Origin of the sequence: Azospirillum doebereinerae, assembly GCF_003989665.1 — a bacterium.
Taxonomy (GTDB): Bacteria; Pseudomonadota; Alphaproteobacteria; order Azospirillales; family Azospirillaceae; genus Azospirillum; species Azospirillum doebereinerae.
Map to the genome: position 1 here is coordinate 131,739 of NZ_RZIJ01000009.1, position 25,585 is coordinate 157,323.

At 70.5% G+C, this 25,585-nt stretch carries 28 protein-coding genes; 12 read left to right on the forward strand and 16 right to left on the reverse strand.

Features of this window, described 5'->3' with window-relative positions; genetic code table 11:
* Positions 1-178: 178 nt before the first annotated feature.
* Positions 179-526: a RidA family protein gene (locus tag EJ913_RS13395; RefSeq protein ID WP_126998603.1), complete on the reverse strand. Its 348-nt coding sequence runs from the start codon at positions 524-526 to the stop codon at positions 179-181.
* Between the two features lie 90 nt (positions 527-616).
* A complete protein-coding gene (locus EJ913_RS13400) occupies positions 617-1,351 on the reverse strand; it encodes a trypsin-like serine peptidase (protein ID WP_244939347.1) in 735 nt (244 codons plus the stop codon).
* 81 nt (positions 1,352-1,432) lie between these two features.
* On the opposite strand from EJ913_RS13400, the gene EJ913_RS13405 reads away from it, so the two are divergent.
* The gene (locus EJ913_RS13405; protein WP_126998607.1) at positions 1,433-3,685 is read left to right on the forward strand and encodes a DNA topoisomerase; all 2,253 of its coding nucleotides are present in this window, start codon (positions 1,433-1,435) and stop codon (positions 3,683-3,685) included.
* Between the two features lie 201 nt (positions 3,686-3,886).
* Here the strand turns inward: EJ913_RS13405 and EJ913_RS13410 are convergent, their stop codons facing one another.
* Positions 3,887-4,762, reverse strand: coding sequence for a branched-chain amino acid aminotransferase (locus tag EJ913_RS13410; RefSeq protein WP_126998609.1), 876 nt, complete (start codon positions 4,760-4,762; stop codon positions 3,887-3,889).
* 175 nt (positions 4,763-4,937) lie between these two features.
* Here EJ913_RS13410 and EJ913_RS13415 point away from each other — a divergent pair, with 175 nt between their 5' ends.
* Positions 4,938-5,447 carry a MarR family winged helix-turn-helix transcriptional regulator gene (locus EJ913_RS13415; RefSeq protein ID WP_126998611.1) on the forward strand — a complete coding sequence of 170 codons (510 nt, stop codon included), beginning with the start codon at positions 4,938-4,940 and terminating at the stop codon, positions 5,445-5,447.
* Between the two features lie 39 nt (positions 5,448-5,486).
* Here the strand turns inward: EJ913_RS13415 and EJ913_RS13420 are convergent, their stop codons facing one another.
* Positions 5,487-5,747 (reverse strand): hypothetical protein, encoded by a 261-nt coding sequence (locus EJ913_RS13420; RefSeq protein WP_126998613.1) that lies wholly within the window; start codon positions 5,745-5,747, stop codon positions 5,487-5,489.
* 120 nt (positions 5,748-5,867) lie between these two features.
* Between EJ913_RS13420 and EJ913_RS13425 the strand changes: the two genes are divergently transcribed.
* Together EJ913_RS13425 and EJ913_RS13430 are read left to right on the forward strand one after the other, a co-directional pair.
* Positions 5,868-6,569: a response regulator gene (locus EJ913_RS13425; protein ID WP_126998615.1), complete on the forward strand. Its 702-nt coding sequence runs from the start codon at positions 5,868-5,870 to the stop codon at positions 6,567-6,569.
* Positions 6,566-7,978, forward strand: a complete 1,413-nt coding sequence (locus EJ913_RS13430) for an ATP-binding protein (protein WP_126998617.1) — start codon at positions 6,566-6,568, stop codon at positions 7,976-7,978. The genes EJ913_RS13425 and EJ913_RS13430 overlap by 4 nt, the downstream gene beginning before the upstream one ends.
* Before the next feature lie 9 nt (positions 7,979-7,987).
* Here EJ913_RS13430 and EJ913_RS13435 read toward each other — a convergent pair whose 3' ends face one another.
* From EJ913_RS13435 to EJ913_RS13475, 9 genes are all read right to left on the reverse strand, one after another.
* Positions 7,988-9,979, reverse strand: a complete 1,992-nt coding sequence (locus EJ913_RS13435; RefSeq protein WP_126998619.1) for a methyl-accepting chemotaxis protein — start codon at positions 9,977-9,979, stop codon at positions 7,988-7,990.
* Positions 9,980-10,180: 201 nt separating this feature from the next.
* Positions 10,181-10,516 carry a tRNA-binding protein gene (locus tag EJ913_RS13440; protein WP_126998621.1) on the reverse strand — a complete coding sequence of 112 codons (336 nt, stop codon included), beginning with the start codon at positions 10,514-10,516 and terminating at the stop codon, positions 10,181-10,183.
* 125 nt (positions 10,517-10,641) lie between these two features.
* The gene (locus tag EJ913_RS13445; RefSeq protein WP_126998623.1) at positions 10,642-11,076 is read right to left on the reverse strand and encodes a phasin family protein; all 435 of its coding nucleotides are present in this window, start codon (positions 11,074-11,076) and stop codon (positions 10,642-10,644) included.
* 145 nt (positions 11,077-11,221) lie between these two features.
* Positions 11,222-11,896 (reverse strand): TetR/AcrR family transcriptional regulator, encoded by a 675-nt coding sequence (locus EJ913_RS13450; RefSeq protein ID WP_126998625.1) that lies wholly within the window; start codon positions 11,894-11,896, stop codon positions 11,222-11,224.
* Positions 11,897-11,954: 58 nt separating this feature from the next.
* Positions 11,955-12,437: a YbaK/EbsC family protein gene (locus EJ913_RS13455; protein WP_126998627.1), complete on the reverse strand. Its 483-nt coding sequence runs from the start codon at positions 12,435-12,437 to the stop codon at positions 11,955-11,957.
* A 1-nt stretch (position 12,438) separates the two neighbouring features.
* A complete protein-coding gene (gene proC, locus EJ913_RS13460; protein ID WP_126998629.1) occupies positions 12,439-13,266 on the reverse strand; it encodes a pyrroline-5-carboxylate reductase in 828 nt (275 codons plus the stop codon).
* Between the two features lie 5 nt (positions 13,267-13,271).
* Positions 13,272-13,775: a type III secretion system chaperone family protein gene (locus EJ913_RS13465; protein WP_126998631.1), complete on the reverse strand. Its 504-nt coding sequence runs from the start codon at positions 13,773-13,775 to the stop codon at positions 13,272-13,274.
* A 167-nt stretch (positions 13,776-13,942) separates the two neighbouring features.
* On the reverse strand, positions 13,943-14,308 hold the full coding sequence (locus tag EJ913_RS13470; protein WP_238521781.1) for an accessory factor UbiK family protein: 366 nt from the start codon (positions 14,306-14,308) through the stop codon (positions 13,943-13,945).
* 140 nt (positions 14,309-14,448) lie between these two features.
* A complete protein-coding gene (locus EJ913_RS13475) occupies positions 14,449-17,742 on the reverse strand; it encodes an AsmA family protein (protein WP_126998633.1) in 3,294 nt (1,097 codons plus the stop codon).
* Positions 17,743-18,029: 287 nt separating this feature from the next.
* Between EJ913_RS13475 and EJ913_RS13480 the strand changes: the two genes are divergently transcribed.
* Together EJ913_RS13480 and EJ913_RS13485 are read left to right on the forward strand one after the other, a co-directional pair.
* Positions 18,030-18,212: a DUF4169 family protein gene (locus tag EJ913_RS13480; protein WP_126998635.1), complete on the forward strand. Its 183-nt coding sequence runs from the start codon at positions 18,030-18,032 to the stop codon at positions 18,210-18,212.
* A gap of 198 nt (positions 18,213-18,410) precedes the next feature.
* A complete protein-coding gene (locus EJ913_RS13485) occupies positions 18,411-19,223 on the forward strand; it encodes a DUF2189 domain-containing protein (protein WP_126998637.1) in 813 nt (270 codons plus the stop codon).
* A gap of 100 nt (positions 19,224-19,323) precedes the next feature.
* Here the strand turns inward: EJ913_RS13485 and EJ913_RS13490 are convergent, their stop codons facing one another.
* Positions 19,324-19,509 (reverse strand): DUF1192 domain-containing protein, encoded by a 186-nt coding sequence (locus EJ913_RS13490; RefSeq protein WP_126998639.1) that lies wholly within the window; start codon positions 19,507-19,509, stop codon positions 19,324-19,326.
* Between the two features lie 100 nt (positions 19,510-19,609).
* On the opposite strand from EJ913_RS13490, the gene EJ913_RS13495 reads away from it, so the two are divergent.
* From EJ913_RS13495 to EJ913_RS13520, 6 genes are all read left to right on the forward strand, one after another.
* A complete protein-coding gene (locus tag EJ913_RS13495) occupies positions 19,610-20,617 on the forward strand; it encodes an NAD(P)H-quinone oxidoreductase (RefSeq protein ID WP_126998641.1) in 1,008 nt (335 codons plus the stop codon).
* A 258-nt stretch (positions 20,618-20,875) separates the two neighbouring features.
* Complete coding sequence (locus tag EJ913_RS13500; RefSeq protein WP_126998642.1) at positions 20,876-21,490, forward strand: DUF1013 domain-containing protein; 615 nt, start codon at positions 20,876-20,878, stop codon at positions 21,488-21,490.
* Between the two features lie 57 nt (positions 21,491-21,547).
* The gene (locus tag EJ913_RS13505) at positions 21,548-22,132 is read left to right on the forward strand and encodes a UbiX family flavin prenyltransferase (RefSeq protein WP_126998644.1); all 585 of its coding nucleotides are present in this window, start codon (positions 21,548-21,550) and stop codon (positions 22,130-22,132) included.
* A 122-nt stretch (positions 22,133-22,254) separates the two neighbouring features.
* Positions 22,255-22,932, forward strand: coding sequence for a carbonic anhydrase (locus EJ913_RS13510; RefSeq protein ID WP_126998646.1), 678 nt, complete (start codon positions 22,255-22,257; stop codon positions 22,930-22,932).
* An 89-nt stretch (positions 22,933-23,021) separates the two neighbouring features.
* On the forward strand, positions 23,022-23,279 hold the full coding sequence (locus EJ913_RS13515; RefSeq protein ID WP_126998648.1) for a hypothetical protein: 258 nt from the start codon (positions 23,022-23,024) through the stop codon (positions 23,277-23,279).
* Between the two features lie 221 nt (positions 23,280-23,500).
* Entirely contained in the window at positions 23,501-23,890 is a 390-nt protein-coding gene (locus EJ913_RS13520; protein WP_126998650.1) for a hypothetical protein, read from the forward strand.
* 49 nt (positions 23,891-23,939) lie between these two features.
* Here EJ913_RS13520 and EJ913_RS33010 read toward each other — a convergent pair whose 3' ends face one another.
* Positions 23,940-24,413: a TIGR02444 family protein gene (locus EJ913_RS33010; protein ID WP_126998652.1), complete on the reverse strand. Its 474-nt coding sequence runs from the start codon at positions 24,411-24,413 to the stop codon at positions 23,940-23,942.
* Complete coding sequence (locus EJ913_RS13530) at positions 24,413-25,507, reverse strand: ATP-dependent 6-phosphofructokinase (RefSeq protein ID WP_126998654.1); 1,095 nt, start codon at positions 25,505-25,507, stop codon at positions 24,413-24,415. Before EJ913_RS13530 ends, EJ913_RS33010 begins: the two co-directional genes overlap by 1 nt.
* Positions 25,508-25,585: the final 78 nt, after the last annotated feature.

The window sequence follows — 25,585 nt, forward strand, 5'->3', positions numbered from 1 at the left end:
CCGCTTCGGCGGCAGAGGTTGGTCGGGGTTTTACGGGCGAACCGTTAAGGCGTCATTAACATTCGGTAAACCGGCGGGCGATCCCGCCGGAATAAGGAAGAGCGAGGCCCTCACGAGTGTGTCGGGCCACGCCGGCATAACCCCAACCGAGGCTGCCGGGTTGCCCCGTTTCCGCCACTTACTTAGCGGCGGTGACCTGGATTTCAACGAGATATTCGGGCGCGGCCAGCTTGGCTTCGACCGTGGCGCGGGCCGGCGGGTTGGCCGCGTCGACCCAGGCTTCCCAAGCCTTGTTCATCGCACCGAAGGTGGCGATGTCCACGAGGTAGATGGTCGCCGCCAGCAGCTTGCTCTTGTCGGAGCCGGCCTCGGCCAGCAGGCCGTCGATCTGGGCCAGGATCTGGCGGGTCTGCTGCTCGACGTCCGGGGTCGGCTGATCGGCGACCTGACCGGCGAGATAGACCGTGTCCTTGTGGACGACCATCTGGCTCATGCGCGGTCCGGTGTGGAAGCGCTGAATCGACATGACGGAAAGACTCCGGGTTCCGGGGCTGAGACGCGCGTACCTCTATGCCATTCCCGCGCCCGCGCGAAGAAAAAAATGCGGGATCGCCACTCAGGGCTGCCCCGCAGCGGCCTGTCCGTGCAAAACCGTCCGGAATCGGGCGGTGGGCACCGCGAAATTGCGGCGTTCCGGCCCCCGCCCGGCGGCGACCCCGACTCCGGCGACCGCCCAGCCGGCGCCGTCGCGCACCAGCAGCGGCCCGCCGCTGGTCCCGCGCGTGGCGTCGCAGTCGTGCGCGATCAGCCCGCTCCCGGCGCCCAGAACCTTGCAGTCGCGGTCGGCCATCAGGATCTGCGCGCGGTCCTGGCTGTAGCCGCCGAGCATGACCGGCGTGCCGGTGACCGAGAGGGTTTCCGCCAGCGGCAGCGGCGGCGTGGCGGCCGGGGCCGGCTCGGCCAGCGTCAGCACGGCCCAGTCGGCGGCGGTGTCGGGACGGGCGGCGGCCGGGTCGTAGGCCGGATCGGTGGCGACGGCGGTCACCGTGACGTGGCGGCTGTAGTCGCCGCGCGCGTAGCCGAACAGCACGTGCAGCGAGGATTCGGGGAAGAAGCGGCGGGTCCGCGCGTTGAACAGGCAGTGCGCCGCCGTCAGCACCCGGCGCGGCGCCACCAGCGCCCCGGTGCAGCGCCCGCCCAGATTGGTCTGCACGCGCACCAGGCTGCGCCACGGCGCCTCCTCCACCGGCACCGGAACGCGGCGGTCGTCGGTCCCGACACCGGGCAGCAGCGGACGCTCCGCAGCGCTCGCCATGGAGGCGGTGGCCAGCGTCAGGACGGCGACCAGCAACGCGAACGAAACGGGAAAAACCGCAACCGGACGGCGCCTGTGTTCTTGATCCGTTTTCACGAAATCGGTATCCTTTCCGTCATGGCGACCTTGATCATCACCGAAAAATCCAGTCAGGCGAAAGACCTGCGCGCGGCGTTCGGCGACCGCTACGGCCGCATCCTGCCGGCGGAGGGCCATCTGCTGCGGCTGGCCGAGCCCGACGAGGTCGATCCCGAGTGGAAGCGCTGGTCGCCCACCCTGCTGAAGCCGGACGGACTCTACCCGACCAAGCCGGACAGCGGCGGCAACAAAACTGCGAAATTCCAGGCGATCAAGGCGGCGCTGAAGGCGTGCGACCATGTGATCCTGGCGACCGACTGCGACCGCGAGGGGCAGCTCATCGGCCAGGAGATCCTGGAGCATGTCGGCTATCGCGGCCGGGTCCAGCGCGCCCTGTTCACGGCGCAGGACCCCAAGACCCTGCGCGACGCCTTCGCCAAGCTCAAGCCGAACGACGAGCTGCGCCCGCTCTACGAGGCGGCGGTGGCGCGCCAGCAGGCCGACCAGATCTTCAACCTGTCGCTGACCCGCACCGCGACCAAGACGCTGCTGGCGCCGGGCACGCGGGGCGTGATCGGCATCGGCCGGGTCAAGACGCCGACCCTGTCCATCGTCTGCCTGCGCGAGCTGGAGATCCGGAACTTCAAGCCGGAGGATTATTTCGAGATCGTGGCGACGGCGACCGCCGGCACCACCGTCGATGGGGGCGCCTTCACGATGCGCCACGCGCCCGCGCCCAAGGACCGCATCAAGGACCGCGCGCGGGCCGAGGCCATCGCCAAGGCCGCCGACCAGCATCGCGGGCCGCTGTCGGTGACGGTGGAGGAGAAGCGGCAGGCGCCGCCGAAGCTCTACGACCTGCCGGCGTTGCAGAAGACCTGCGGCCAGCGCTGGGGCTGGACCGCCGACCGTACCTTGTCGGTGGCGCAGGAGCTTTACGACGGCGACGGCAAGAAGCTGATCACCTACCCGCGCGCCGAGGCGCGTTACCTGTCGGAAAACCAGATCGGCGACGCGCCGGCCATCGTCGGCGCCCTGACCCGGCTGCGCGGCTTCGCCCATCTGGAAGACCATATGGACGTCGGGCGGCCGGTGATCCGCAAGGGCAAGTCCGGGCATTTCTGCGACAAGGCGCTGGAAGGCGTGTCGCACCACGCGGTCATCCCCAACGTCAACGTGCTGGACGACCTGGAATCGCGGCTGTCCCGGCTGACCGACGACGAGAAACGGCTGTTCGCGCTGGTCTGCCGCTCCTACCTCGCCGCCGTCATGCCGGATTACGAGTACCGCCAGACCAGCGTCGCGATGGCGGTGCCGGTGGAGGGCAATCCGGTGCCCTTCCGCGCGGTCGGCCGCATCCCGCTGAAGCTCGGCTGGAAGGCGGCCTTCGGCTCCGCTGAGAGCGAGAGCGGCAAGCCGGAGGAGGAGGCCGAACAGACCCTGCCCCCGCTGACCGACGGCGAGCCCGCCACCCTGTCCGACCCGAAGGTCGAGGCCAAGCGCACCCAGGCGCCGCCCCGTTACAACGAGGGCACGCTGGTCGACGCCATGCAGAACGCGTGGCGCTTCGTCGAGGACCCGGCCCTGCGCGACCGGCTGAAGGAGGCCAAGGGCATCGGCACCCCGGCGACCCGCGCCGAGGTCATCAAGGGGCTGCGCAAGCAGAACCTGCTGGACGCCGACGGCAAATGGCTGATGCCGACCCCGGCGGGCTTGCAACTGTTCGAGACCCTGCGCGCCGCCGCCCCCGCGCTGGTCGATCCCGGCACCACGGCGCTGTGGGAGATGAAGCTCGACGAGGTCGTCACCGGCCGCGCCGATTTCCGCGCGGTCATCGACGCCATCGCCGGCGAGGCCGGGCGGCTGATCGGCGTGCTGCTGGGCAGCCGGGGCGGCACGGTGGATCTCGGCGTGCCGGCGGTGAAGGCCCGTTTCACCAAGCGCCGCGCCACCGGGGCGCCCCGCGCCACGGGAAGCCGCAGCCGGACCAAGGCGGCGGCAAGTGGAGCGGTTGCGGGGGGCGGGGATGCCGCCGCGCCGAAGCCGCGCCGCGCGCGCAAGACCAAGACCAAGACCGCGACGGCGGTGGAGGCGGCGCCGATGAATGTGGAGGCCGCCCCTGCCCCATCGGCGGCCGGGGAAGCGTCCGGCGCCGCGCGGCGCCGGGAGCCGACCGACAAGATGGTCGCCTTCGCCCGCAGCCTCGCGGAGCGCAAGGGGATCGCGCTGCCCGATCCCTGCATGCGGGATTTCGACCAGTGCCGGCAGTTCCTCGACCAGCACGCGCGGTGACGACGGGGAGCGTGGCGGTTGTGCGGACCGCAAGGTTGCGGTTGCCCCCTCCCTAACCCTCCCCCGCCCGCGGCGGGAGAGGGAACTTCGCCGTACTCTGGCAAGGGTCCGGCCCCCTCCCCCGCCGCAGGCGGGGGAGGGATGGGGAGGGGGCACGCAGGGCTGCCCCCCGCTCAGGATCGTGACGACAGAACCCGCCCCTCAGCCCTTCCGCACCAGCGCGTCGTAATCCGCGACCAGCGTTTCGCAAACCCGGCCGGGCGTGAAGCGGTGCTCGCCGATCTCGCTGACCGGTGTGATCTCCGCCGCCGTGCCGGTCAGGAAGACCTCCTGCGCCTTGGCCAGATCCTCGGGCGGGATGTGGCGCTCCACCACCGGGATGCCGCGCGCCTTGGCGAGGTCGATCACCGTGCGGCGGGTGATGCCGTCGAGGAAGCAGTCCGCCGCCGGGGTGTGCAGCGCGCCGTCGATGACCAGGAACAGGTTGGCCCCCGTCGCCTCCGCCAGATGCCCGCGATGGTCCAGCATGATCGCATCCTGGTAGCCCTGCGCCTCGGCCTCGTGCTTGGACAGGGTGCAGATCATGTAGAGGCCCGATGCCTTCGAGGCGGTGGGGGCGCTGTCCGGGGCGGGGCGGCGCCACGGCGCCCAGGTCAGGCGGATGCCGGCCATCTTGGCCTCCGGGCTGAAATAGCTCGGCCACTGCCAGACCGCGATGGCGAGGTGGATGCGGCTGGCCTGCGCCGCGACGCCCATCATCTCGCTGCCGCGCCACGCCACCGGCCGGACATAGGCGTCGGCGAAGCCCGCCGCCGCGACCGTCTGCCGGGTGGCGGCGTCGATTTCCGCCACCGAATACGGGATTTCGAAGCCGAGGAGCCGGGCGGAGTTCACCAGCCGCTCGCTGTGCTCGGTCAGCTTGAAGACCCGGCCGTCGTAGACGCGCTCGCCCTCGAAGACGCTGCTGGCGTAGTGCAGGGCGTGGGTCAGCACGTGGATTTTGGCGTCGCGCCACGGCACCAGGGCGCCGTCGAACCAGATGGAACCGTCGCGGTCGTCGAAAGGCAGAAGGGACATGGTGATTCCTTGGAGCTTGGCTGCGGGCTTGGCTGCGCCTTGTTTTTGGGCAAGAGTGGGCGTGCACGCGCGGCAACGGGTTGCCGCTCATGAGCTTGCTCTTGTGTCCGGTCGCAGGATTGTTTATGTCTGAGTTGCTGACCTATTTATAACGAATCGAACCAACCGCGTCAACATGGCTGACCTAAAAGCAGGCGTGAATCAGCTCTTCCTCCGCGAGGAGGAACTCCGCACCGGGATGGAACTGCTGTTCTACGCCTACCGCGAATTCACGTCCGAACCCGACGAGATCCTGGGCGAGATCGGCTTCGGCCGAGCGCACCACCGCGTCATCTATTTCGTCGGGCGCTACCCGAAGATCACGGTGTCGGAGCTGCTGGCGATCCTCAAGATCACCAAGCAGAGCCTGTCGCGCGTGCTGGGGGAACTGGTCCGTCAGGGATTCATCGACCAGCAGACGGGCGCGCGGGATCGCCGCCAGCGTCTGCTGCAACTGACCGACAAGGGCGTCGAACTGGAACGGCAATTGTCGGAGACCCAGCGCCAGCGCATCGCGCGCGCCTACCGCATGGCGGGGGCCGAGGCGGTGGAGGGGTTCCGCAAGGTCATGATGGGCATGCTGGACGACGGGGACCGGGCGAAATTCACACCTCCCGCACCGGCCCGTCTCGCCACCAAACGTTAGATCACAAACGGCTGGCTACATCAGGGGAAGCCCGGACACTCAGTCGGCGGCCGAGGAATCGCCGCCGGCCGCGACGGGTTGCGGAGGCGCCGCCGGTTGGGCGTCGGCGGCCGGGGTGTCGATGGTCGGCGCAGCGGCCTTGCCATCCCCGGCGGGGCGGCGGCGGAAGGTGCCCTTCCTGTACACCACGTTGTCCGAGGAGCCCGGCGCGCACTGGGAGATCTTGCCACCCTTCGCCAGGAATTCGCGGGTCATCGCGTCCAGGTCCTGACGGTCGCTGGACCTGTTGTCATTGGTCATCGTGATCGCTCCTGTGATCCCCACGGTCACCAGTGTAACACGGAAACGCGACGAATCCGCCAATACCCTTCCGCGCCGGTCCGCTATACGCCGGATGGGTGCCCGCGCTATAGTCCCCCCATGACGGAAGACCAGCCCCACATCCTGGTCGTCGACGACGACACCCGCTTGCGCGAGCTTCTGCGCAAATATCTGGCAAGCAATGGCTTTCTGGTGAGCACGGCGCGTGACGCGGCGGACGCGCGGGCGCAGCTCGGCGGTCTGGCCTTCGATCTGCTGGTGCTCGACATCATGATGCCCGGCGAATCGGGGCTGGAGCTGACCGAGTCGCTGCGGCGGACGCGCGACCTGCCGATCCTGCTGCTGACCGCCCGCGACGAGCCCGACGACCGCATCGCCGGGCTGGAGGCCGGGGCCGACGACTACCTCGCCAAGCCCTTCAACCCGCGCGAACTGCTGCTGCGGATCAACTCGATCCTGCGCCGGCAGGCCGCCCGCCCGCCCGAGGCGGCGGCGGCCCCCGCCCCGCCGGTGCGGCTCGGCCCCCTGCTCTACCTGCCCGACCGCGACGAGCTGCGGGCCGGCGAGGAGGTCGTGCGCCTGACCACCGCCGAGGCCAGCCTGCTGCGCATCCTCGCCGCCTCCCCCGGCGTCACCTTCACCCGCGAGGAGCTGACCGAGCGCAGCAAGGTCGCCGGCAACGCCCGCACCATCGACGTCCAGGTCACCCGCCTGCGCCGCAAGATCGAGGCCGACCCGCGCGAGCCGCGCTACCTCCACACGGTGCGCGGCGAAGGCTATGTGCTGAGGCCCGATTCATGACGGCCACCGCCGGTTCGGGGGGGGCCGGTCCGGGTGGCGCCGCCAATTCGGGCGGCGCGCTGCGGCGCGACCGCCGGGTGCGCGGGCTGTGGGTGAAGCGTTTCCTGCCGCGCACGCTGTTCGGCCGGTCGCTGCTGATCATCGTCACCCCGGTGATCCTGGCCCAGGCGGTGGCGACCTGGATCTTCTACGACCGGCACTGGGACACGGTGACGAACCGGCTGGCCTTCGCGGTGGCCGGCGACATCGCCACCGTCGTCGCCCAACTCGAGCACGACCCGAGCGAGGAGGGCCGCAACTGGGTCCTGGCGACCACCGCGCGCACCACCGACCTGATCGTCACGCTGGAACCGGGGCAGATCCTCCCCGACGAGCCCCCGGTCCTGCGCGGCCTGCTGCAACGCACGCTGGGCAAGGCGCTGGACGAGCGGGTGGCGCGCCCCTTCGCCATCAACACCAGCGTCGCCCATGAATGGTACGAGATCCGCGTCCAGATGGCGGGCGGCGTGCTGTCGGTGATGTCGCCGGAACGCCGGCTGTTCACGCCGACCAGCTACATCTTCATCCTGTGGATGGTCGGGTCGGCCGTGGTGCTGTTCGCCGTGGCGATCCTGTTCATGCGCAACCAGATCCGCCCGATCAAGCGGCTCGCCGCCGCCGCCGACGCGCTGGGCAAGGGCCGCGACGTGACCAACTTCAAGATGGAGGGCGCGACCGAGGTGCGTCAGGCCGCCTCCGCCTTCCTGGTGATGCGCGAGCGCATCCAGCGCCAGATCACCCAGCGGACCGAGATGCTGGCGGGCGTCAGCCACGACCTGCGCACGCCGCTGACCCGCATGAAGCTGGCGCTCGACATGATCGGCACCATGTCGGAAGGCTGCGACCCGGAGATCGAGGAGCTGATGGCCGACGTCGCCGAGATGGAGGCGATGATCGAGGGTTACCTCGCCTTCGCGCGCGGCGAGGGGACGGAGGCGGTCCAGCCCACCGATCTGTCGCGCCTGCTGAACGAGGTGGCGTCGGGCGCCCGGCGCGAGGGGACCGAGGTGACCTTGACGGTCGAATCGGGGCTGACCCTGCCGCTGCGCCCCAACGCGATGCGGCGCTGCGTCGCCAACCTGCTGGCCAACGCCGGGCGCCACGCCGGCACCGCCTGGGTGCGGGCCGAGCGGCGCAACGGCGCCATCGAGATCGAGATCGACGACGACGGCCCCGGCATCCCCGCCGCCGCGCGCGAGGACGTCTTCAAGCCGTTCTTCCGCATGGACCGCTCCCGCAACCTCGCCACGGGCGGGTCCGGGCTGGGGCTGACCATCGCGCGCGACGTGGCGCGCAGCCACGGCGGGGACATCACGCTCGACGACAGCCCCTATGGCGGCCTGCGGGCGGTCATCCGCCTGCCGCTGTGACCCTGCACGTCAGGCGGCGATGCGGCGGCTTGCCATGCCGCGCTCGAAACGGTCGAAGCGGCTGTCGAAATCGCCTTGGTCGATCGCCTCCATGCGGAAGCGCACCCGCACGACGTCCTCCTCGCGGTTGACCTCGTCGAAAGGCAGGGCGACGCCCAGCGCGTCGAAGGCCAGGGTCCCGCGCTGGCCGAGCTTGTCGGCGCCGGCCAGCGCCGCGCCGTGGCGCGAGATGTCGAGGAGCTGCACCGTCACCCGGCCGTTCGGCCCGTCGACCGTGCAGGGCGCCTCGACGCGGTAGCGCGGCAGATGGCGGCGGTCCACGTCGTCGGTCGCGGTGCGCACGGCGCGCACCAGCACATGCATCAGCTCGTCGATGCTGTGCGCCACGCCCGACGCGCCGGCCCGCAGGTCGGCCGCGCGCGACCCGGTGGTCGCCGCCTCGCGCGAGACCTCGTCGATGCGCACGGACACGTCGGTCGCCGCCGACGCGGTCTGGGTGACGTTGCGGGAAATCTCCTGGGTGGCCGCCGCCTGCTCCTCGACCGCCGCCGCGACGGTGCTGGAGATCGCGTCGATCTCGCCGATGGTGTGGCTGATGGCGCGGACCTCGGCGACGCTCTGCGCGGTGACCGACTGGATCTCCGAGATCAGGCGCGAGATCTCCTCGGTCGAGCGCGAGGTCTGATTGGCGAGGTTCTTCACCTCGGTCGCCACGACGGCGAAGCCCTTGCCGGCCTCGCCCGCGCGCGCCGCCTCGATGGTCGCGTTGAGCGCCAGCAGGTTGGTCTGGGCGGCGATGCCCTGGATCAGCCCGGCCACGTCGCCGATCCGGCCCACGGCCGAGGACAGCGATTCGATGGTGTTTTCGGTGCGCTGGCTGGCGTCGACCGCCGAGCGGGTGACGGAGGAGGCGTGGCCGACCTGGGCGCCGATCTCGTCGATGGAAACGGAGAGCTGCTCGGCGGCGGCGGCGACCGCCTGGGCGTTGCTGAGCGCCTGCTGGGCGGCGGCGGCGACGTTCTGGGCGTTGGCGCCGACCAGCCCGGCCGAGAGCGCCATCGCCTCGGCGTCGCGGTCCATCGCCTGGGTGCGGTGGGCGACCAGATCGACCGCCTCGCGGCTCTCGTGCTCCACCGTGTCGGCCATGGTCTGGAGCGCCCGGCGCTTCTGCGCCTCGCCCTCGATGCGCTGGTTCTCCTGCTCGGCGCGCAGCCGCTCCGCCTCGGCCATGCCGGTGCGGAAGACCACCACGGAGCGCGACATGACGCCGATCTCGTCCTGGCGCTCGGTGCCGGCGATGGGGGTGGCGAGGTCGCCGGCCGACAGCGCGTCCATCGCGCGGGTCAGCTGGCCGATCGGCCGCAGCAGGCGGCGCAGCACCAGATAGCCCGGAACTGCCAGCACCAGCGCGCAGAGCACCACCAGCAGGGTGGCGAAGCGCATGCTGTCGTTGAAGGTCGCGAAGACCTGGCTCTTCTGGATGCCGACGTAGAGGATGCCGACGACCTGCCCCTGGCGGTTCTTGATGGGGTCGTAGGCGGCGTAATACGCCTCGTCGAGGATGGTCACCATGCCGCGGTAGCTGGCGCCCTGCCCGATCACCGCGTCGTAGGCCGGGCCGCGCGCCAGCGTGGTGCCGACCGCGCGCGTGCCGTCCGGCTTCATCACGTTGGTGGCGACCCGCGTGTCGCCCTGGAAGATCGTGGCGGTGCCGCCGGTGATGCGCTTGATGCGGTCGACCACCGCGTTGTTGTCGTTCAGCGTCGACGAACCGAGCTTCAGCACCCCGTCGGCGACCGAGAAGTCATGGCCGCCTTCCTGGAGCGAGCTCCAGGCGATGTCCATGCTGAGGCGCTGCATGTCGATGGCCTGCCGTTCCAGGTCGCGGGAAATGACCTGGGCGATGGCGAACAGGATGGCGGTGCTGAGGAACAGCATTCCCAACAGGTTGAGGGCCGTGACCTTCGTCGAGATCGACCATTTTCCGATGAACGCGTTCATGATAGGACCACCCCCTCAACCACCGATGCGTATTCGTTCTATGTCGAAAGCATAGCATCGGGGCGGGGATGGGAGAAATCACGGATTTTGGTAAAATCCGTCATAAATTTGATGCTTAAGCGTTGGATTCCTTGGGAGAATCGGAAGCTTAGAATCGCTCTGCTTCGTTTTGTCGCTGCCCCCGTCCGGGAAGCGGGGACCTCAGTAGAGCTGCCCGCCGTTCGGCACGGCGCGCTCGGGGCCGACCAGCACCACCGCGCCGTCCGCGTCCGGCACGCCCAGGCACAGCACCTCGCTGGTGAAGGGGCCGATCCGCTTGGGCGGGAAATTGACCACCGCCAGAACCTGCCGGCCGACCAGCGAATCCGCCGCGTAAAGGGCGGTGATCTGGGCGGAGCTGCGCTTGGTGCCGATGTCGCCGCCGAAATCGACGGTCAGCTTGTAGGCCGGCTTGCGGGCCTCGGGGAAGGGATCGACCGCGAGAATGGTGCCGACCCGGATGTCCAGCTTCGCGAAATCGTCGTAACCGATGGTCATGTCCGCGCCTTGCGTCCCGACGTTGTTCGAGGTCGGAAGCGTAGCGTGAAACCACCGGCCCGGAAACGCGAAAAGGGCCGCCCGGCGGGCGGCCCTTCCACAAACGGTCGAAACGCGGAAAGCGCTTACTTGGGGGCCTTGGAGATGAGGGTCTTGACCTCTTCCAGGCTCTCCGACACGCGCTTGGACAGCACTTCGGCGGCCTCGGTGTTCGACTTGGCGACCAGCTCCGACAGCTCGCGGACGTTGGCCAGCGACTTCTCGAAGGCGATCTTGATGAGGTCGGCCTGCTTGGCGGCCTTCTCTTCCGGGGTGCCGGCGGCGATGACGTCGTTCACGTAGCCGCTGGCTTCCTCCAGCGAGGAACGGACGATCTCGGCCTGACGGCGCAGGACGGCCTGGAAGCCCTCGATGGCGAGCTGGTTGGCGGCGGTCACCGCCTCGATGTTCTTGCGCTGGCTGGCGATGATGGACTCGACGTCCACGCCCGGCACCTTGAAGTCGCCCAGGGTCTTGGACAGGTCGAATTCGAGGAAGGGGTTACCGGTCAACTTGGCCATCGTTTCTCATCCCCGCTTTGGAGCGTTCGGCATGTTGCGACGCAACATTTCTGGAAGCCGACTATGCAGAGTGCCAAAAAGTTAGTCAACGCGCTTTTGCGACGCAACATATTCCTTTCGGCGTAAAACAAAGAGCCGACACAACTCAACCAGTTGATGCGGTGGAAGGTTCCGGCGTCCGGAAATTTTTCCCGCCCCAGCGGCAGAACGTCGCGGCCCAACGCTCCGCCCGCTTCAGCTCGGTGTCGAGCGCCGCCATGGTGCGCGACAGGTCGGCGCTGTCGTCGTCGAGGTAGACCCGCAGGACGCGCGCCTGGATGGCGGCCAGCGCGGCGACCTGCGCCGAGCCGCCGCGCCGGTCCGGGTCGATCCCGGCGCCGCGCAGCATCCAGGCCATCGAGCGCCCGAAGGGGCAGAGGAAGGCCAGCGCGGTCGCCGGCTCGCCCGGCAGGTCGCGCAGCACCGCGCGCAAGCCCTCGCGGAAGGGCCGCAGCGCGTCGAAGCGGCGCATCATGATGTCGAAGAGACGGTCGCGGGGGCTCTCGGCGGGATCGGCGGGCGTGTCGCCGGCCAGCACCGTGGCGTCGGCCACCCGCGACACGGCGGCCAGCAGATCGGCCCGCCCCCGGTAGCGCCGGTGGAAGGCGGAGAGCGGCACGCCGGCCGCCCGCGCCACCTGGAGCAGGCCGACGTGGTTCCAGCCCTTTTCGGCGGCCAGCCGCATCGCCGCCGTGGCGACCGAACGGTCGAGCGCGTCGGGATCCGTCTCGGGATTTGGCCTGTCGCCGTTGGACGGCGTGTGTTGCGGAGCCTCGGACATCGCGCCCACCCTCGCGGTTGTTCACCGGCTTATAAGGTGGGGTGCGTTCCGGGTTTCGTCACCCCTTGCGAATCGCCTCGACCCGCCCGCCGGTCAACGCGACCAGATCGGCCGGGGTCAGGCGGAACACCGCGTTCGGCGTCCCGGCGGCGGCCCACAGGCTGTCGAGGGCCATCAGGTCGGCGTCGATCAGCACCAGCGGCGGCACCGCGTGGCCGATGGGCGAGACCCCGCCGATGGCGTAGCCGGTGGACTCGCGGACGAAATCGGGGTCGGCACGCTCGATCTTCTCGCCGATCAGCCGGCCGACCGCCTTCTCGTCCACCCGGTTGGCGCCGCTGGCGATCACCAGGACCGGACGGCCGCTCTCCTTGGCGCGGAAGATCAGCGATTTGGCGATCTGCGCCACGGCGCAGCCGACGGCGGCGGCGGCGTCCTCCGAGGTGCGGGTGCTGCCCGCGTGCTCGACCACCCGGTGGCCGAGCCCGGCGGCGTCCAGCAGATCCTGGACGCGGCGGGCGGAGGGGCTCAGCGCCTCCATGTCAGCCGGCCAGTTCCTTCGAGCGCCGGGTGGCGGCGGCGATGGCGGCGGTCAGGACCGGCTGCAAGCCGTCCCCGGCCATCAGCACGTCGAGCGCGGCCTGGGTCGTGCCGTTCGGGCTGGTCACCGCCTTGCGCAGGTCGGCGGCCTCCTGCGGCGAGCGGTTCAGCAACTCCCCGGCGCCCGACACGGTGGCGCGGGCGAGGCGCATCGCCAGATCGGCGGGCAGGCCGCTCGCCTCGCCGGCCTTGGCCATGGCCTCGACCAGCAGGAAGACGTAGGCGGGACCGCTGCCCGACACCGCCGTGACCGGATCCAGCAGGGCCTCGTCGGCGATCCAGGCGACGTCGCCGACGGCGCGCAACAGCGCGTCGCACAGCGCGGTCTGCGCCTGGGTGACGCGCGCGTTGGGAACCGCCACCGTCATGCCGCGCCCGATGGCGGCCGGGGTGTTGGGCATGGAGCGGACGACGGCCGCCTCCCCGCCCAGCGGCCCTTCGAAATAGCCGATGGTCTTGCCGGCGGCGATGGAGAGGAAGACGGTGCCCGGACGCGCCAGCGCGCGGTAGGCGGGCAGCGCCCCGTCCATCACCTGCGGCTTGACGGCCAGCACGACGACGTCGGGGACGAAGCCGGCGGGCAGATCCTCCGGCCCGGTCGCGGCGCTGACCAGCGGGTTGCCGGCCAGCGAATCCGGCAGGCCGGACTTTTCCACCACGACCACCCGCGACGCGATGCGGGAGGCCAGCCAGCCGTCCAGCATGGCGCCGCCCATCTTGCCGCAGCCGACCAGCAGCAGGCTGGCCCCGCCGTTTCCACCGTCGCTCATGACGCTCACGCCTCGCCCATGGTGTCGAGGATGGCGGCGGACACCGCCTCCTGCGCCGATTTCCCGCCCCAGATCACGAACTGGAAGGCCGGGTAGAAGCGTTCGCACTCCGACAGCGCGATCTCCACCAGATCCTCCAACTGCTCGACGGCGGCGCCGCGCGCGCCGCGCAGCAGCATGGTCTGGCGGAACATCGGGGTGTGCTCCTCCGCGCAGACGTCGAAATGCCCCAGCCACATGCGGCCGTTCACCTCGGCCAGCAGCTCGGCGACGGCGACGCGGCGGGGCGCCTGCACCTTCATGTCGAACTGGCAGGAGAACTGCATCGCGCTGACGTCGGGCTGCCAGACGAAATAGAGGCGGTAATCGCACCAGCGGCCGCCGATCTCGACGACCAGCTCGTCCTCGCTCGCGCGCTCGAACGGCCATTCGTTGGCGGTGACGATCTCCTCGACCACGTCGAGCGGGTTGTGGGCGGAAGCGGTGGTTTCGACGGCAACAGCCGACATGTCAGCGTCCTCCTGTGAAGGCGCGGTGGGCGGTACCGTATACCCGGAACGAAGGGCAGGACCTGGGAATGCTCCCCGATGGGGCGGGACGGTGCCAAAGCCGTCCGGTCCGTGCAATCGAATTCAAAGACAGCCGCGATGACCGATTCGTGACCGGACCCGGCGGATCAGGGGGCCGTGCCGGGGGCGGGAGCGTCGGGGGCGGCGCCGGGATCCTCGATCACCGTGGGGACGGCGGCGGGAACGGTCGTGGCCGGGAGATGGGTGCCCGGAGTCGCGGCCATCAGCGACGCGACGGTCGCCTCCAGCGTGGCGAGCCGCTCGGCCATCGCCTCCTGCTCGGCGCGGGCCTTGGCGGCCATGGCGCGGACGGCCTCGTGCTCCTCGCGGCCGACCACGTCCATGCGCGACAGCACGCGTTCGAGCTGGGCGCGAAGATGGCCCTCGGCCTCCTCGCGCAAGGACGAGAAGGCGCCGAGCGCCCCACCCGCGACGCGGGCGAGATCGTCGAGAATCTTGTTGTCAACCTGCATCGGCTCAAACTTCCGGTTACCGTTTGATCATTATGGCTTCCGAACCGGCGGACTTCAACGCTCTTGGCCCGCTCTTGTGCAGCGCAGCACACAATGCAGCCTTCAAACGCGCCGTCCAGGGCGTCCGGTTCGGGGCTTCGTCAAGGCTTGGGGAGCGGGGCGCCGGCGAAATGCTCCTGCACCGCCCGCATGTCCAGGCTCTGCGTCGGCGCCGAGGCCGGGCCGGCGATCCGCAGGGTCAGCGGCGGCGGCGCGGAGTCGGCCTTCACCCGCAGGCTCAGCCCCAGGTCGACGCGGGATTCGGGCAGCGACCACAGGCCGGTCAGCACCCCCTCCCCCGCCGCCGCGATCAGCCGCGTGTCGTCGGTGCGGACGACCCCGTGATCGATGGCGAAGCGGCCGTCCAGCCGGTCGACGCGGGTCTCGCCGCCCTGCAGGCTGCCGGCGACGGCGCCCAGCACCTCCTGCGGGCGCTCCACCCGGCCGAGCCGGTCGCGCAGGGCGCCAAGGTCGAGCCCGCGCAGCACCCCGCCGGTGGCGGCGACGCGCCCGCGCCCGGCCAAGCCGCGCAGCAGCGCCTCGCGACTCGTGCCGGCGCTGCTCAGCGTCATGTCGAGATCGACGGTGCCGCCCGTCAGCGCCACGCCGCTGCCCGCCGCGATCTCCGACAGCGCCGCCTTGACCAGCGTCACGTCGGCCTCGACCGAGGGGACACGCCCGGCCGTGGCGATCACCCGGCCGCTGAGGCCGATCTGGCCGCCCAGCCATTCGCCGTCGAGCTGGTCGAGCGTCAGGATCCCGCCGGCCAGCCCGGCGCGCAGGGCCGGCTGCTCGATCCGCGCGCCGCCGACGGTCACCGACGCCGCCGTCAGCGACAGCCGGCCGTCCGCCGCGCGCAGCCAGGAGGGGTCGGCGTTGTGAAGCTCCGGCTCCGTCGGCGCGGCCGAGGCGCCGCCGGCCGAGGCTCCCCCCTGGGCGGGCGGAGCGTCGGCGCCGTCACCCGGCGCCGCGCCGACCAGTGGGGCGGCGATCAGACGGTCGAGGTCGAGGTCGCCGGTTTGGAGATCGGCCTCCAGGCGCGGGCGTTCGCCGGCCAGATCGGCCGCCAGCTTCCCCCGCACCGCCGTGCCGGCGACGATGCCCTGGAGGTTGCCGAGGCTCGGCGCCTTGGCCGTGCCGCCAAGCTCGCCGTAGAGGTCGAGCGGACCGTAGGCGCGCGCCTGCGTCCGATCGGTGAACAGCGCCGCGATGCGGCCGAGTTCCGGATGCGTCACCCGCAGCTTCACGTCGGCGGCGGGGGTCTTGTCCAGCGCCAACAGGGCGCCGCCGGCCTCCAGCGTGCCGCCGGCCATGCCGGCCGACAGCTCCAGCGCCAGCCGGTCGGCGTCGCCGGCCAGCCGCGCCTTGGCGGTGACCGCCCCCAGCCGTTCGGGCACCGGCACGCCCGAAGGCCACGGCACCGCGCGGGGCAGCCCGCCCAGGCTCTCGGCCTCGGCCGAGAGGGCGATGTTCACGCCGCGCAGGGGGGACAGGACGGCGATCTGGCCGTCCACGCGCCCCTTCAGCCCGACGAGGTCGTCGATCCGGGCCTCGCGGATGGTCAGCGACCCGCCGGCCACCGTGGTGTCGAGATGGATGCCCTGCATCGGCAGGCCGCGCAGGGTCAGCTGCCCGATGTCGATGTTCAGGTTGGCGTCGGCCATGCCGAGGACGCGCTGCGGCGACCACCCCGACGAGGCGGCGGCGGCGGGCGTGGCGGGCGTGGCCGTCTTGGCGGGGACCGGCGTGGGGTTGGGGCCAAGGGCGGTGCCGGGGGCCGGGGTCTCGCCCGACGCCGGCAGATAGGCGTCGAGGTTCAGCCGGTCCAGCTCCAGCCGCGCGCCGAAGGCCGGGCGGCCCCGGTCCACATAGGCGACGGCGCCCGACAGGCGGCTGCTGTCCACCCGCAGGTCCAGCCCCGACAGCTCGAAGCGGTCGGCGTGGCCCTGGACTCGGCCGGCGATGGAGGCGCGGCGCAGCCGGTCGGCCGGAACGGCGCGGACGTCCAGCTTCATCCAGTCGAGCAGCGCGCGCAGATTGTCGGCGTTGGCCTCCATCCGGACGTCGAGCGTCGGCTGGCCGCCGGGGGTGGTCATCTCGCCCGCCGCGACGAAGTCGGAGCCGCCGGGCAGCAGGGCGCTGAGGCGGTCGATGTTCAGCCGCCCGTCGGACAGGCTGGCCTCCAGCCGGCCCTGGCGGACGACGCCGCCGTTGTAGGTCACCCCGTCGACCGCGAGGTCGAGCTTCGCCTCGATCCCGACCGGCAGGGCGAGAGACATGGAACGGGGCGGCGTTCCGGCCGCGCTCCCGTTGGCCGTCGCGGCGGGGCCGCGCGCGGACGGGGGGACGGCGGTTCCCTTGGTGGCGCGCGCCAGCCACGCGTCGAGGTCCAGCCGGTTGACCGCCAGCGTCAGTTCGGTGCGCGCCGGGTCGCCCGCCCGCAACGTCGCCGTGCCGGTGGCGCGGGTGTCGCCGAGCTGGGCCTCCAGGTTGCTGAACACGGCAAGGCTGGTTCCCGCCTCCACCGTCGCGCGCAGGCTGTAGGGCTGGGCCAGCGCCGGCACCGTCTTCGAATCGAAGCTTTTCGAATCGAACAGGCGGGCGAGGTCGCCGCCTTCCGCCCGCAGGTCGCCCTGGGCGCGGAGCGCGCCGCTGCCGCCCGGATTGCCGGTGCCGCCCGACAGGATGCCGGCGAAGCGCAGGGTGGCGTCGGTGCCGGGCATCGACAGGGCGGCGCGCACCGGCACGGCGGCGCCGTCGGTGAAGCGACCGGCCGTGATCTCGCCATGGAGCGACAGCCCGCGCAGACGGAAATCGCCCTGCAGTTGGAAGGGGCCGGTCAGGCTGCCGGCGACGACGGCGGCGTTGACCGCCTCCAGCGTCTCGGTGCGGCCGGAGCGGTCGTCGCGGTAGACCACCGTGCCGTTGTCCACCGTCACCCGGTCGAAGCTGACGGCCGAGGCGAAGCCGTCGGCGGCGGGCAGGCGGCCGGACGCGGCCGGGGCGCCGCCCGACAGGTCCCAGTTCACCCGGCCGTCCTTCAGCACCTCGACCACGAAGACCGGCTCGACCAGCGTGACGCTCTCGACCTGGATGCGGCCGGTCAGCAGCGGCCCCAGCGCCACCCGCGCGTCCAGCTTCTTCAGCCGCGCCATGTCGGGCTCGGCCGCGCCGGCCGGGTTGGCCAGCCGGGCGTCGCGCACCGTCAGCGCCGGGGAGGGCAGCAGCGTCAGGCCGATGTCGCCGCGCAGTTCGACGGTGCGGCCGGTGGCGGCCGACACCCGCTCGGCGATGGTTCCCTTGTAGGCGTTCCAGTCGATCAGGCTCGGCGCCGCGAGAACGCCGCCGGCCAGCACCGCCAGCCCGGCCCCCGCCGCGATCAGAATCGTCCTCACCGGATGCCCGCCTTCCCTGCGACCGGCCGTGTCGCCGGCCGTGCCCCGTCGTCCATTCACGTCATCCGCCAATCCGGTATACGCCGCCCATTCTTGTCACCGCCCGCTCCCGTCGCCGGAACCGGCCCGCCTTCTCGCCCGAACCGTCTTTCGCTAAGCTAGCGCCCGCAGAGGAAACAAGCAATTTGGGCAATCCGAGGGCCGAACGACGAGCGGCCGAAAAATTGTCCGGAGCGGGGCCGCCGCGGACCCGGTTTCCCTCCCAGAACGCCAGCCGGAGACCAGCCATGGGCGACGTGGTCAACCTGAACCGCTTCCGCAAGACCCGCGAGCGCGCCGAACGCGCGAAGGAAGCCGACGCCAACCGGGTCCGATTCGGCCGCACCAAGGCGGAGAAGCTTCGTGACCGGCAGGAGGCCGAGCGGGGAACTCAGGCTTTGGACGGCAAGAAACTCGACGACCCGGCATAGGCGGATCGTCGAGGATTTCGCCTTCCCATCCCTCGAAAGGCGATAAAGCCCGAGCTGTACAGTCGGGATATCCCTAGGTTTTCTATTACTATTGACTCACTAAACAATTGGTTATTGCCACAATCAGCCGCCTCGTGTGAGAGTTGCCTCATGCGCGCCGTCGGGCGCGCCGGTCAGGCATCGGGGAGGGCCGGCATCATGGTCGACATGACGTCGTTTCGCGGTTCGGTTCAGCAGCCTCAGTCCAGTGCCTTCCTGCCCCCCATCCGCGCGGTCGAGAGCGACCGGCCCTGGGTGTGGCTCTCCGCCGCGTGGCGCGACATGATGGCCGCGCCGCTGGTCAGCTTCGGTTACGGGGCGCTGGCGGTGATCTCCAGCTTCGTGCTGGTGGTCGGTCTCGCGCTGGAGGGGCTGGAATACCTGATCCTGCCGCTGGCCGCCGGCTTCATGCTGCTGGGGCCGGTCTTCGCGGTCGGGCTCTACGAATCGAGCCGGCTGATGGAACTGGGCGAGCGTCCGACGCTCGGCCGGGTGGCCGCCGCCTATCAACGCAACGGCATGCAGGTCGCCGGCATCGGGCTGGTGCTGATGATGGCGCTGTTGGCCTGGATCCGCGTCGCCTTCCTGATCTTCGCCCTGTTCTACTCGTCCCAGCCGCCGGCCTTCGACCAGCTGGTCGACCGCATCTTCTTCTCCGCCGAGACCATTCCCTTCCTGCTGACCGGCACGGTGTTCGGCGCGGTGATCGCGGCGGGGGTGTTCTCCATCGCCGTGGTGTCGATCCCGATGCTGCTCGACCGCGACACCGACGTGTTCACCGCCATGGCGACCAGCGTCGCGGTGGTCCGCGAGAACGTCCGCCCGATGATGACCTGGGCCTTCCTGGTCGCGCTGTTCACCTCGGCCGGGATGGTCACCGGCTTCCTCGGCATGGCCATCGCCTTCCCGCTGATCGGCCACGCCTCCTGGCACTGCTACCGCGATCTGGTGGGCCGCGCCCGGCAACCCTGACGCTCCCTCGTCGGCCCGAACAAGGAAAAGCCCTTCCCCGGTCCGGTGGAGGGGCTTTTCCTTTGCCGTGCCGGCGTGGGCGTGACCATGACCGTGACCGTCAGGGCTTCTTGAAGAACGCCTCGGCGGCGTTCTTCTGGGCCTCCTTGGCGGATATCGCGGCGCGGGCGCGGGCGATCTCCGCCTCCAGCCCGGCGATGTAGTCCTGAAGCTCGGCCACGCCGAGCGCGCCCAAATCCTTCAAGGCCGGCTTGGCCTTGCGCGGTTCGAGATCGTCGAAGCTCATCCGTCCCCTCCCCTTTTGCCGCCTCGCCCCGGTTCGCCTTGCCAGGGCATCGCGGCAAATCTACCCTTCCCGTCCAACGAAACAAACCGGGGAAACACTCATGGGCCTCGCCTTGCCGGACACCATGCGCTGCGTCGAAATCACCCAACCGGGCGGACCGGAGGTCCTGCGCCCCGCCGAACGCCCGGCGCCCGTCCCCGGTCCGGGAGAGATCTTGGTCGAGGTCGCGGCGGCCGGGGTCAACCGGCCCGACACGCTGCAACGCCAGGGCCGCTACGACCCGCCGCCCGGCGCGTCGGACCTGCCGGGGCTGGAGATTTCCGGCACCGTCATCGCCATCGGCGAGGGCGTGACGGAGTGGGCCAGCGGCGACGCGGTCTGCGCGCTGGTGGCCGGTGGCGGCTACGCCCAGTACTGCGTCGTCCCGGCGGTGCAGGCCCTGCCGGTGCCCAAGACCCTGTCGATGACCGAGGCGGCGGCGGTGCCCGAGACCTTCTTCACCGTCTGGACCAACGTGTTCGAGCGCGGCGCGCTGAAGCCCGGCGAGACGCTGCTGGTCCATGGCGGGTCGAGCGGCATCGGCACCACGGCGATCCAGCTCGCCAAGGCCTTCGGCGCCACCGTCTTCACCACCGCCGGCAGCGCCGACAAGTGCCGGGCCTGCGAGCAACTCGGCGCCGACCGCGCCATCGACTACAAGACCGAGGATTTCGTCGCGGTGATCCGCGAGGCGACCGGCGGGCGCGGGGTCGACGTGGTGCTCGACATGGTGGGCGGCGACTACGTCGCCCGCGACGTGGAGATCATGGCGCCCGACGGCCGCCACGTCTCCATCGCCTTCCTCAACGGGCCGAAGGTGTCGCTGAACATGGCGCCGGTGATGATGAAGCGGCTGACCCTGACCGGATCGACCCTGCGCGCGCGCCCGGTGGCGGAGAAGGGGCGCATCGCGGCGGCTCTGCGCGACAAGGTCTGGCCGCTGCTGGAGGCCGGCGGCGTCAAGCCGCTGATCCACGCGGTCTTCCCATTGGAGCAGGCCGACGAGGCGCACCGCCTGATGGAAAGCAGCGCCCACATCGGGAAGATCGTGCTGACCGTCACCCCCTGATCGGGAGCGAAACGGGAGTCCCCGCGTCTTTCTTGCCGCCGATGGAGCGGTCGGGCTTGCCTTGACCGCCCAAGACGGGTTAGCAGAGACGCGTGGGCGACCGGGCTTTCCCGGTGAGCCTGCGAAAGCATGCTTACTTGATCCGGTTTCGCCCCTATATCCAGGGTCGAAACCGCGCGCGCTTCCGCCCGGATATGAAAAGACCGGCCGCGTCACCCGCCAGCGGGCGCGGCTGGAAGAGAGTTGTCAGGAGGGATGATGGCACTGCCCTTGATGCCGAAAGCGACAGCCGTCTGGCTGGTCGAGAACACGTCCTTGTCCTTCGAGCAGATCGCAGCCTTCTGCGGGATGCATTCGCTGGAAGTCCAGGCCATCGCCGACGGCGAGGTGGCGGTCGGCATGGTCGGCCTCGATCCCGTCGCCAACGGCCAGCTGACCAAGGCCGAGATCGCGCGCTGCGAGAAGAACGAGGATCTGCGCCTCAAGCTGCTGGTGGTCGACCTGCCGCAGGTGGCGGCGCGCTCCAAGGGGCCGCGCTACACCCCCATCACCAAGCGCGGCGACAAGCCCGACGCCGTCGCCTGGCTGCTGAAGAACCACCCGGAACTGTCGGACGCGCAGACCTGCCGCCTGATCGGCACCACCAAGCCGACCATCGCCGCCGTGCGCGACCGCACCCACTGGAACGCCGCCAACATCAAGCCGCGCAACCCGGTCATGCTGGGGCTGTGCACCCAGCGCGAGCTGGAGGAGGCCCTGGCCCTGGGGATCCGCCGCGGCGGCACGCCGTTGCCCCCGCAGGAGCAGGAGGAGGGCTACGGCGAGGAGCGCGACGACGAGCAGCCCTGGTCCCAGCGGGAAGACGCGCGCTGACGTGAAACTGGGTCGCCTTCGCCCGCGCGGCGGGGGCGGCTCCGGGGCACCCCATCCATGACCACCACCCCACCCCGTCTCGTCGTCGGCATCAGCGGGGCGTCCGGCGTCGTGCTCGGCATCCGCATGCTGACGACGCTGCGGCGCATCGGCGTGCAGACCCATCTGGTCGTCAGCCGCTCCGCCGAGGTGACGCTGGCGCACGAGACCGACCTGAAGGTCGCGGAACTGCGGGCGCTGGCCGACGTCCATTACGCCACCGCCGACATCGGCGCCGCCATCGCCAGCGGCAGCTTCCGCACGCTGGGCATGGTGGTCGCCCCCTGCTCCGTCCGCACGATGAGCGAGATCGCCAGCGGCGTGACCTCCACCCTGCTGACCCGCGCCGCCGACGTGGCGTTGAAGGAGAAGCGGCGGCTGGTGCTGATGGTGCGGGAAACCCCGCTGCACCTGGGCCACCTGCGCACCATGACCGCGCTGGCCGAGATGGGCGCCGTCATCGCCCCGCCGGTCCCGGCCTTCTACGCCAGGCCGCAGAGCATCGACGACCTGATCGACCATTCCGTCGGCCGCGTGCTCGATCTGTTCGGGCTGGACGCCGGCAACCTGCGCCGCTGGGGCGAGCCGCCCGCGCAGGGCTGACCCTCCCGCCGGTTTTCGCCGCACGGCAACAGACGGCTTGGACTGCAAGAGCAATGCCGGTATACCCCATCGGTGCGGGGGCCGGCATCGCGCCGGCCGGCAAGACGAGGGACAGAACGGTCATGCCCCACACCGAACAGAGCCAGCCCATTCGCCAACTCCTGGCCGGTATCAAGGGCTTCCGCGCCCGTTACTACGAGCGCCGCCCGGACAGCATGCGGCAATTGGTCACGGAAGGGCAGCATCCCGAGATTCTGATGATCGGCTGCTCCGACAGCCGCGTCGATCCGGCCCTGCTCACCCAGGCGGAGCCGGGCGAGCTTTTCGTGGTGCGCAACGTCGCCAACCTCGTGCCGCCCTACCAGCCCGACGGCAGCTACCACGGCACCTCGGCCGCCATCGAATACGCGGTGCGGGTGCTGGGCGTGTCGCACGTCATCGTGCTGGGCCACGCCCAATGCGGCGGTATCCAGGGGCTGATCCGCCTGCGCACCGGGCAGAAGACCGACGACGATTTCGTGTCGCCCTGGGTGTCGATCGCCGGCTCCGCGCTGGATCCCTACATCAACGGGGCCGACGGGACGGAACGCAGCCAAGCCGACGCCGAACGGCTCCAGCAGCAGCCCGACGTGGTCGAGCGCGCCGCCGTCCGCACCTCCGTCGACAACCTGATGACCTTCCCCTTCGTGCGCGAGCGGGTCGAGGCGGGCACGCTCAGCCTGCACGGCTGGTGGTTCGACCTGGAAGACGGCGAGTTGTGGGCCATCGACCCGAAGACCCGGCTGTTCGAGCCGGTGTAATAACGGCTGAGCGGCGGAATTCCGCCGCCCTTTCGCTGTTGAGGACGAGGAACCCATTGTTCTTCACCCTCGAAGGGAAAGGAAACGCCATGAAATCCGCGATCCGTCTGGCCATCCTCGTGGCCGCCCCGCTGGCGCTCGCCGCCTGCAACCAGACCGGCAACGACCGAGGCGGCCTGTTCGGCGGCGGCGGCGGCGGGATGTTCGGCTCGGGCAGCTCCGATTCCCGCTACGCCCGCAACGGGCAATGCGACGACCCGCGCTACAACACCTCCAACGGCGGCCACGCCGAGGTGGGCACCGACGATTACGACTGCTCGCGCCGGGGCGACGGGATCAAGCGCTGATCGCGGCGATGGAAGCGGGAGAAGCGGTGCGTCGTGGCCGCTCCTCCCGCTTCACGCTTCGGGATAACCATGGCTGTCTTGCGGGATTGTCGAGGCGGATGCGAGAAACCGTCATGGCTCGCAGCTGCACACTCGGTCTAGTTTCCGCATCCGGAACAGCCCTGGATTATCACGTGACCGACTCTCTGATACCCATCGCTTCGTTCATCCAGGAGCGGAGCATGCGCCTTTTCCCGACCACCCTCGTCCGGCCTCTTCTGATCGCCGCCGCGCTGGCCGTCGCCGCTCCGGCCCTGGCGAACGAAGGGGCGAAGTCGAACGGCTGCCCATGGGCGCAGGACGTGTCGCTGGAGATCAACGGCAAAACGCTGACGCTCAACCAAGCGGTGTTCGCGGCGCCGAGCAGCGAGCCGGTCGTGATCGAGCCCTACCAGATTTATCCGCTGGTCGATCAGCTCAAGCTGCGCATCGTCGGTCCCAAGGGCCGGGAATGGGAGGCCTCCCTCACCCGTCTGGTCAGCGGCAAGCGGTGCAGCGCCTTCTACGTCGGCAAGGCCTTCATGGTGTCCGACGTCGAGCGCGATCCGAACATGCTGATCCTCAACCGCTGACGCCGGGCGTAAGTTCTGCCACGGTTGCCCCCACCCACACAATCCTCCTTCACCCCCCCAGCGCCTCCGCCAGCGCCTCCGCCAGCGCGTCCAGCGCCGGGTCGCCGCCCGGCACCAGCAGCGCCATGTTCGCCGCCGCCAGCGCCGGACCGCCGCCGGGACGCGGCGCCAGCCCGCCGGCCGCGAACAGGCGGTCCTGCTGGATACGCTCGGCCTCCAACTCCACCGCCTTCATCCGCCGGTACAGCGCGTCGTCCTCGGCCTTCACCCGGCGGCGCACCGCGCGGAGTGGCCGCACCACCTCCCGCCGCCACGCCGCGACGGCGGAATCGACCCGCTCCAACGCGTCGGCCGACAGGGCCGTCGCGCAATCCATCCCGGCCCAGGCGGCGAACAGCAACAGGTTGACGTCAACCCCGCGCCCGTCCTGCAAGGCCAGACAGCAGGCCGGCACCCCCGCCCGCCCGTAGACGGCCAGGGAGAAGTCCCAGAACGGGTTGGCGGAAGAGCTGGTGCCGTCCATCAGTCGCCGAAGCTGATGCTGAGGCCGCGCGCGGTCTTGACCAGCGCGCTGTCCAGCTCGACGCAGGCGTATTGCTTGATGGCGTCGGTGATCGGCACGTCGATCACGCCACGGTTGGACCACGCCACCATGCGGTCGAACTTGCCCTCGGCGATCAGATCCACCGCGTGGACGCCGAAGGCCGAGGCGACCAGACGGTCGCGCGGGCTGGGCATGCTGCCGCGCTGGACGTGGCCCAGCACGGTGACGCGGGTCTCGGCCCCGGTGGCGTCGGCGATCTTCTCGCCGATGTAGTCGCCGATGCCGCCGTAGCGCTTCTCGCCGCCCTGGAGGATCTTCTTCACGCCGGTGCCCTCCAGCGTCTTCACCGCCTCCGACACCACGACCAGGGCGAAGTTGCGGCCGCTGCCGCGGACCTCCTGGATCTTGGCGGCGATGCGCTCGATGGAATAGGGGATCTCCGGGATCAGGATCACGTCGGCCCCGCCGGCGATGCCCGCCGCCAGCGCGATGTGGCCGGCGTCGCGGCCCATCACCTCCAGCACCATGACGCGCTGGTGGCTGGCGGCGGTCGGCTGCAGACGGTCGAGCGCCTCCACCGCCACCGCGACGGCGGTGTCGTAGCCGACCGACACCTCGGTCATGCCGAGGTCGTTGTCGATGGTCTTGGGCACGCCGACCATCGGGAAGCCGCCCTTCTGGGCCAGCTTGTGCAGGATGGCGAAGCTGCCGTCGCCGCCGATGCCGATCAGCGCGTCCAACCCCAGCTCGCGGTAACCGCCGATGATCTCGTCGGAGCGGTCCTTCACCGTGCCGTCGGGCATCGGGTAGGCGAAGGGATCGCCCCGGTTGGTGGTGCCGAGGATCGTGCCCCCCTGCCGCATCATGTTGCCGTCGACGTTGCCGAGGTCGAGGGTCTGGTACTTCACCGGGCGGTGCAGCAGGCCCTGCGTGCCCTCGACGATGCCGAGAACCTGCCAGCCATAGCCAGCCGCGCGGTGGACCGCGGCGCGGATGACCGCGTTGAGACCGGCGCAATCGCCGCCGCTGGTGAGAATGCCGATGCGTTTGCCGGCTTTGATGGGGGCGTTCATGGAGGGTTTCCGTCCCGTTTCGATTGTTTGTTGCGCAAGGGCGTCCATAGTTACCGGAACACGCGCTTCCCGCAATCG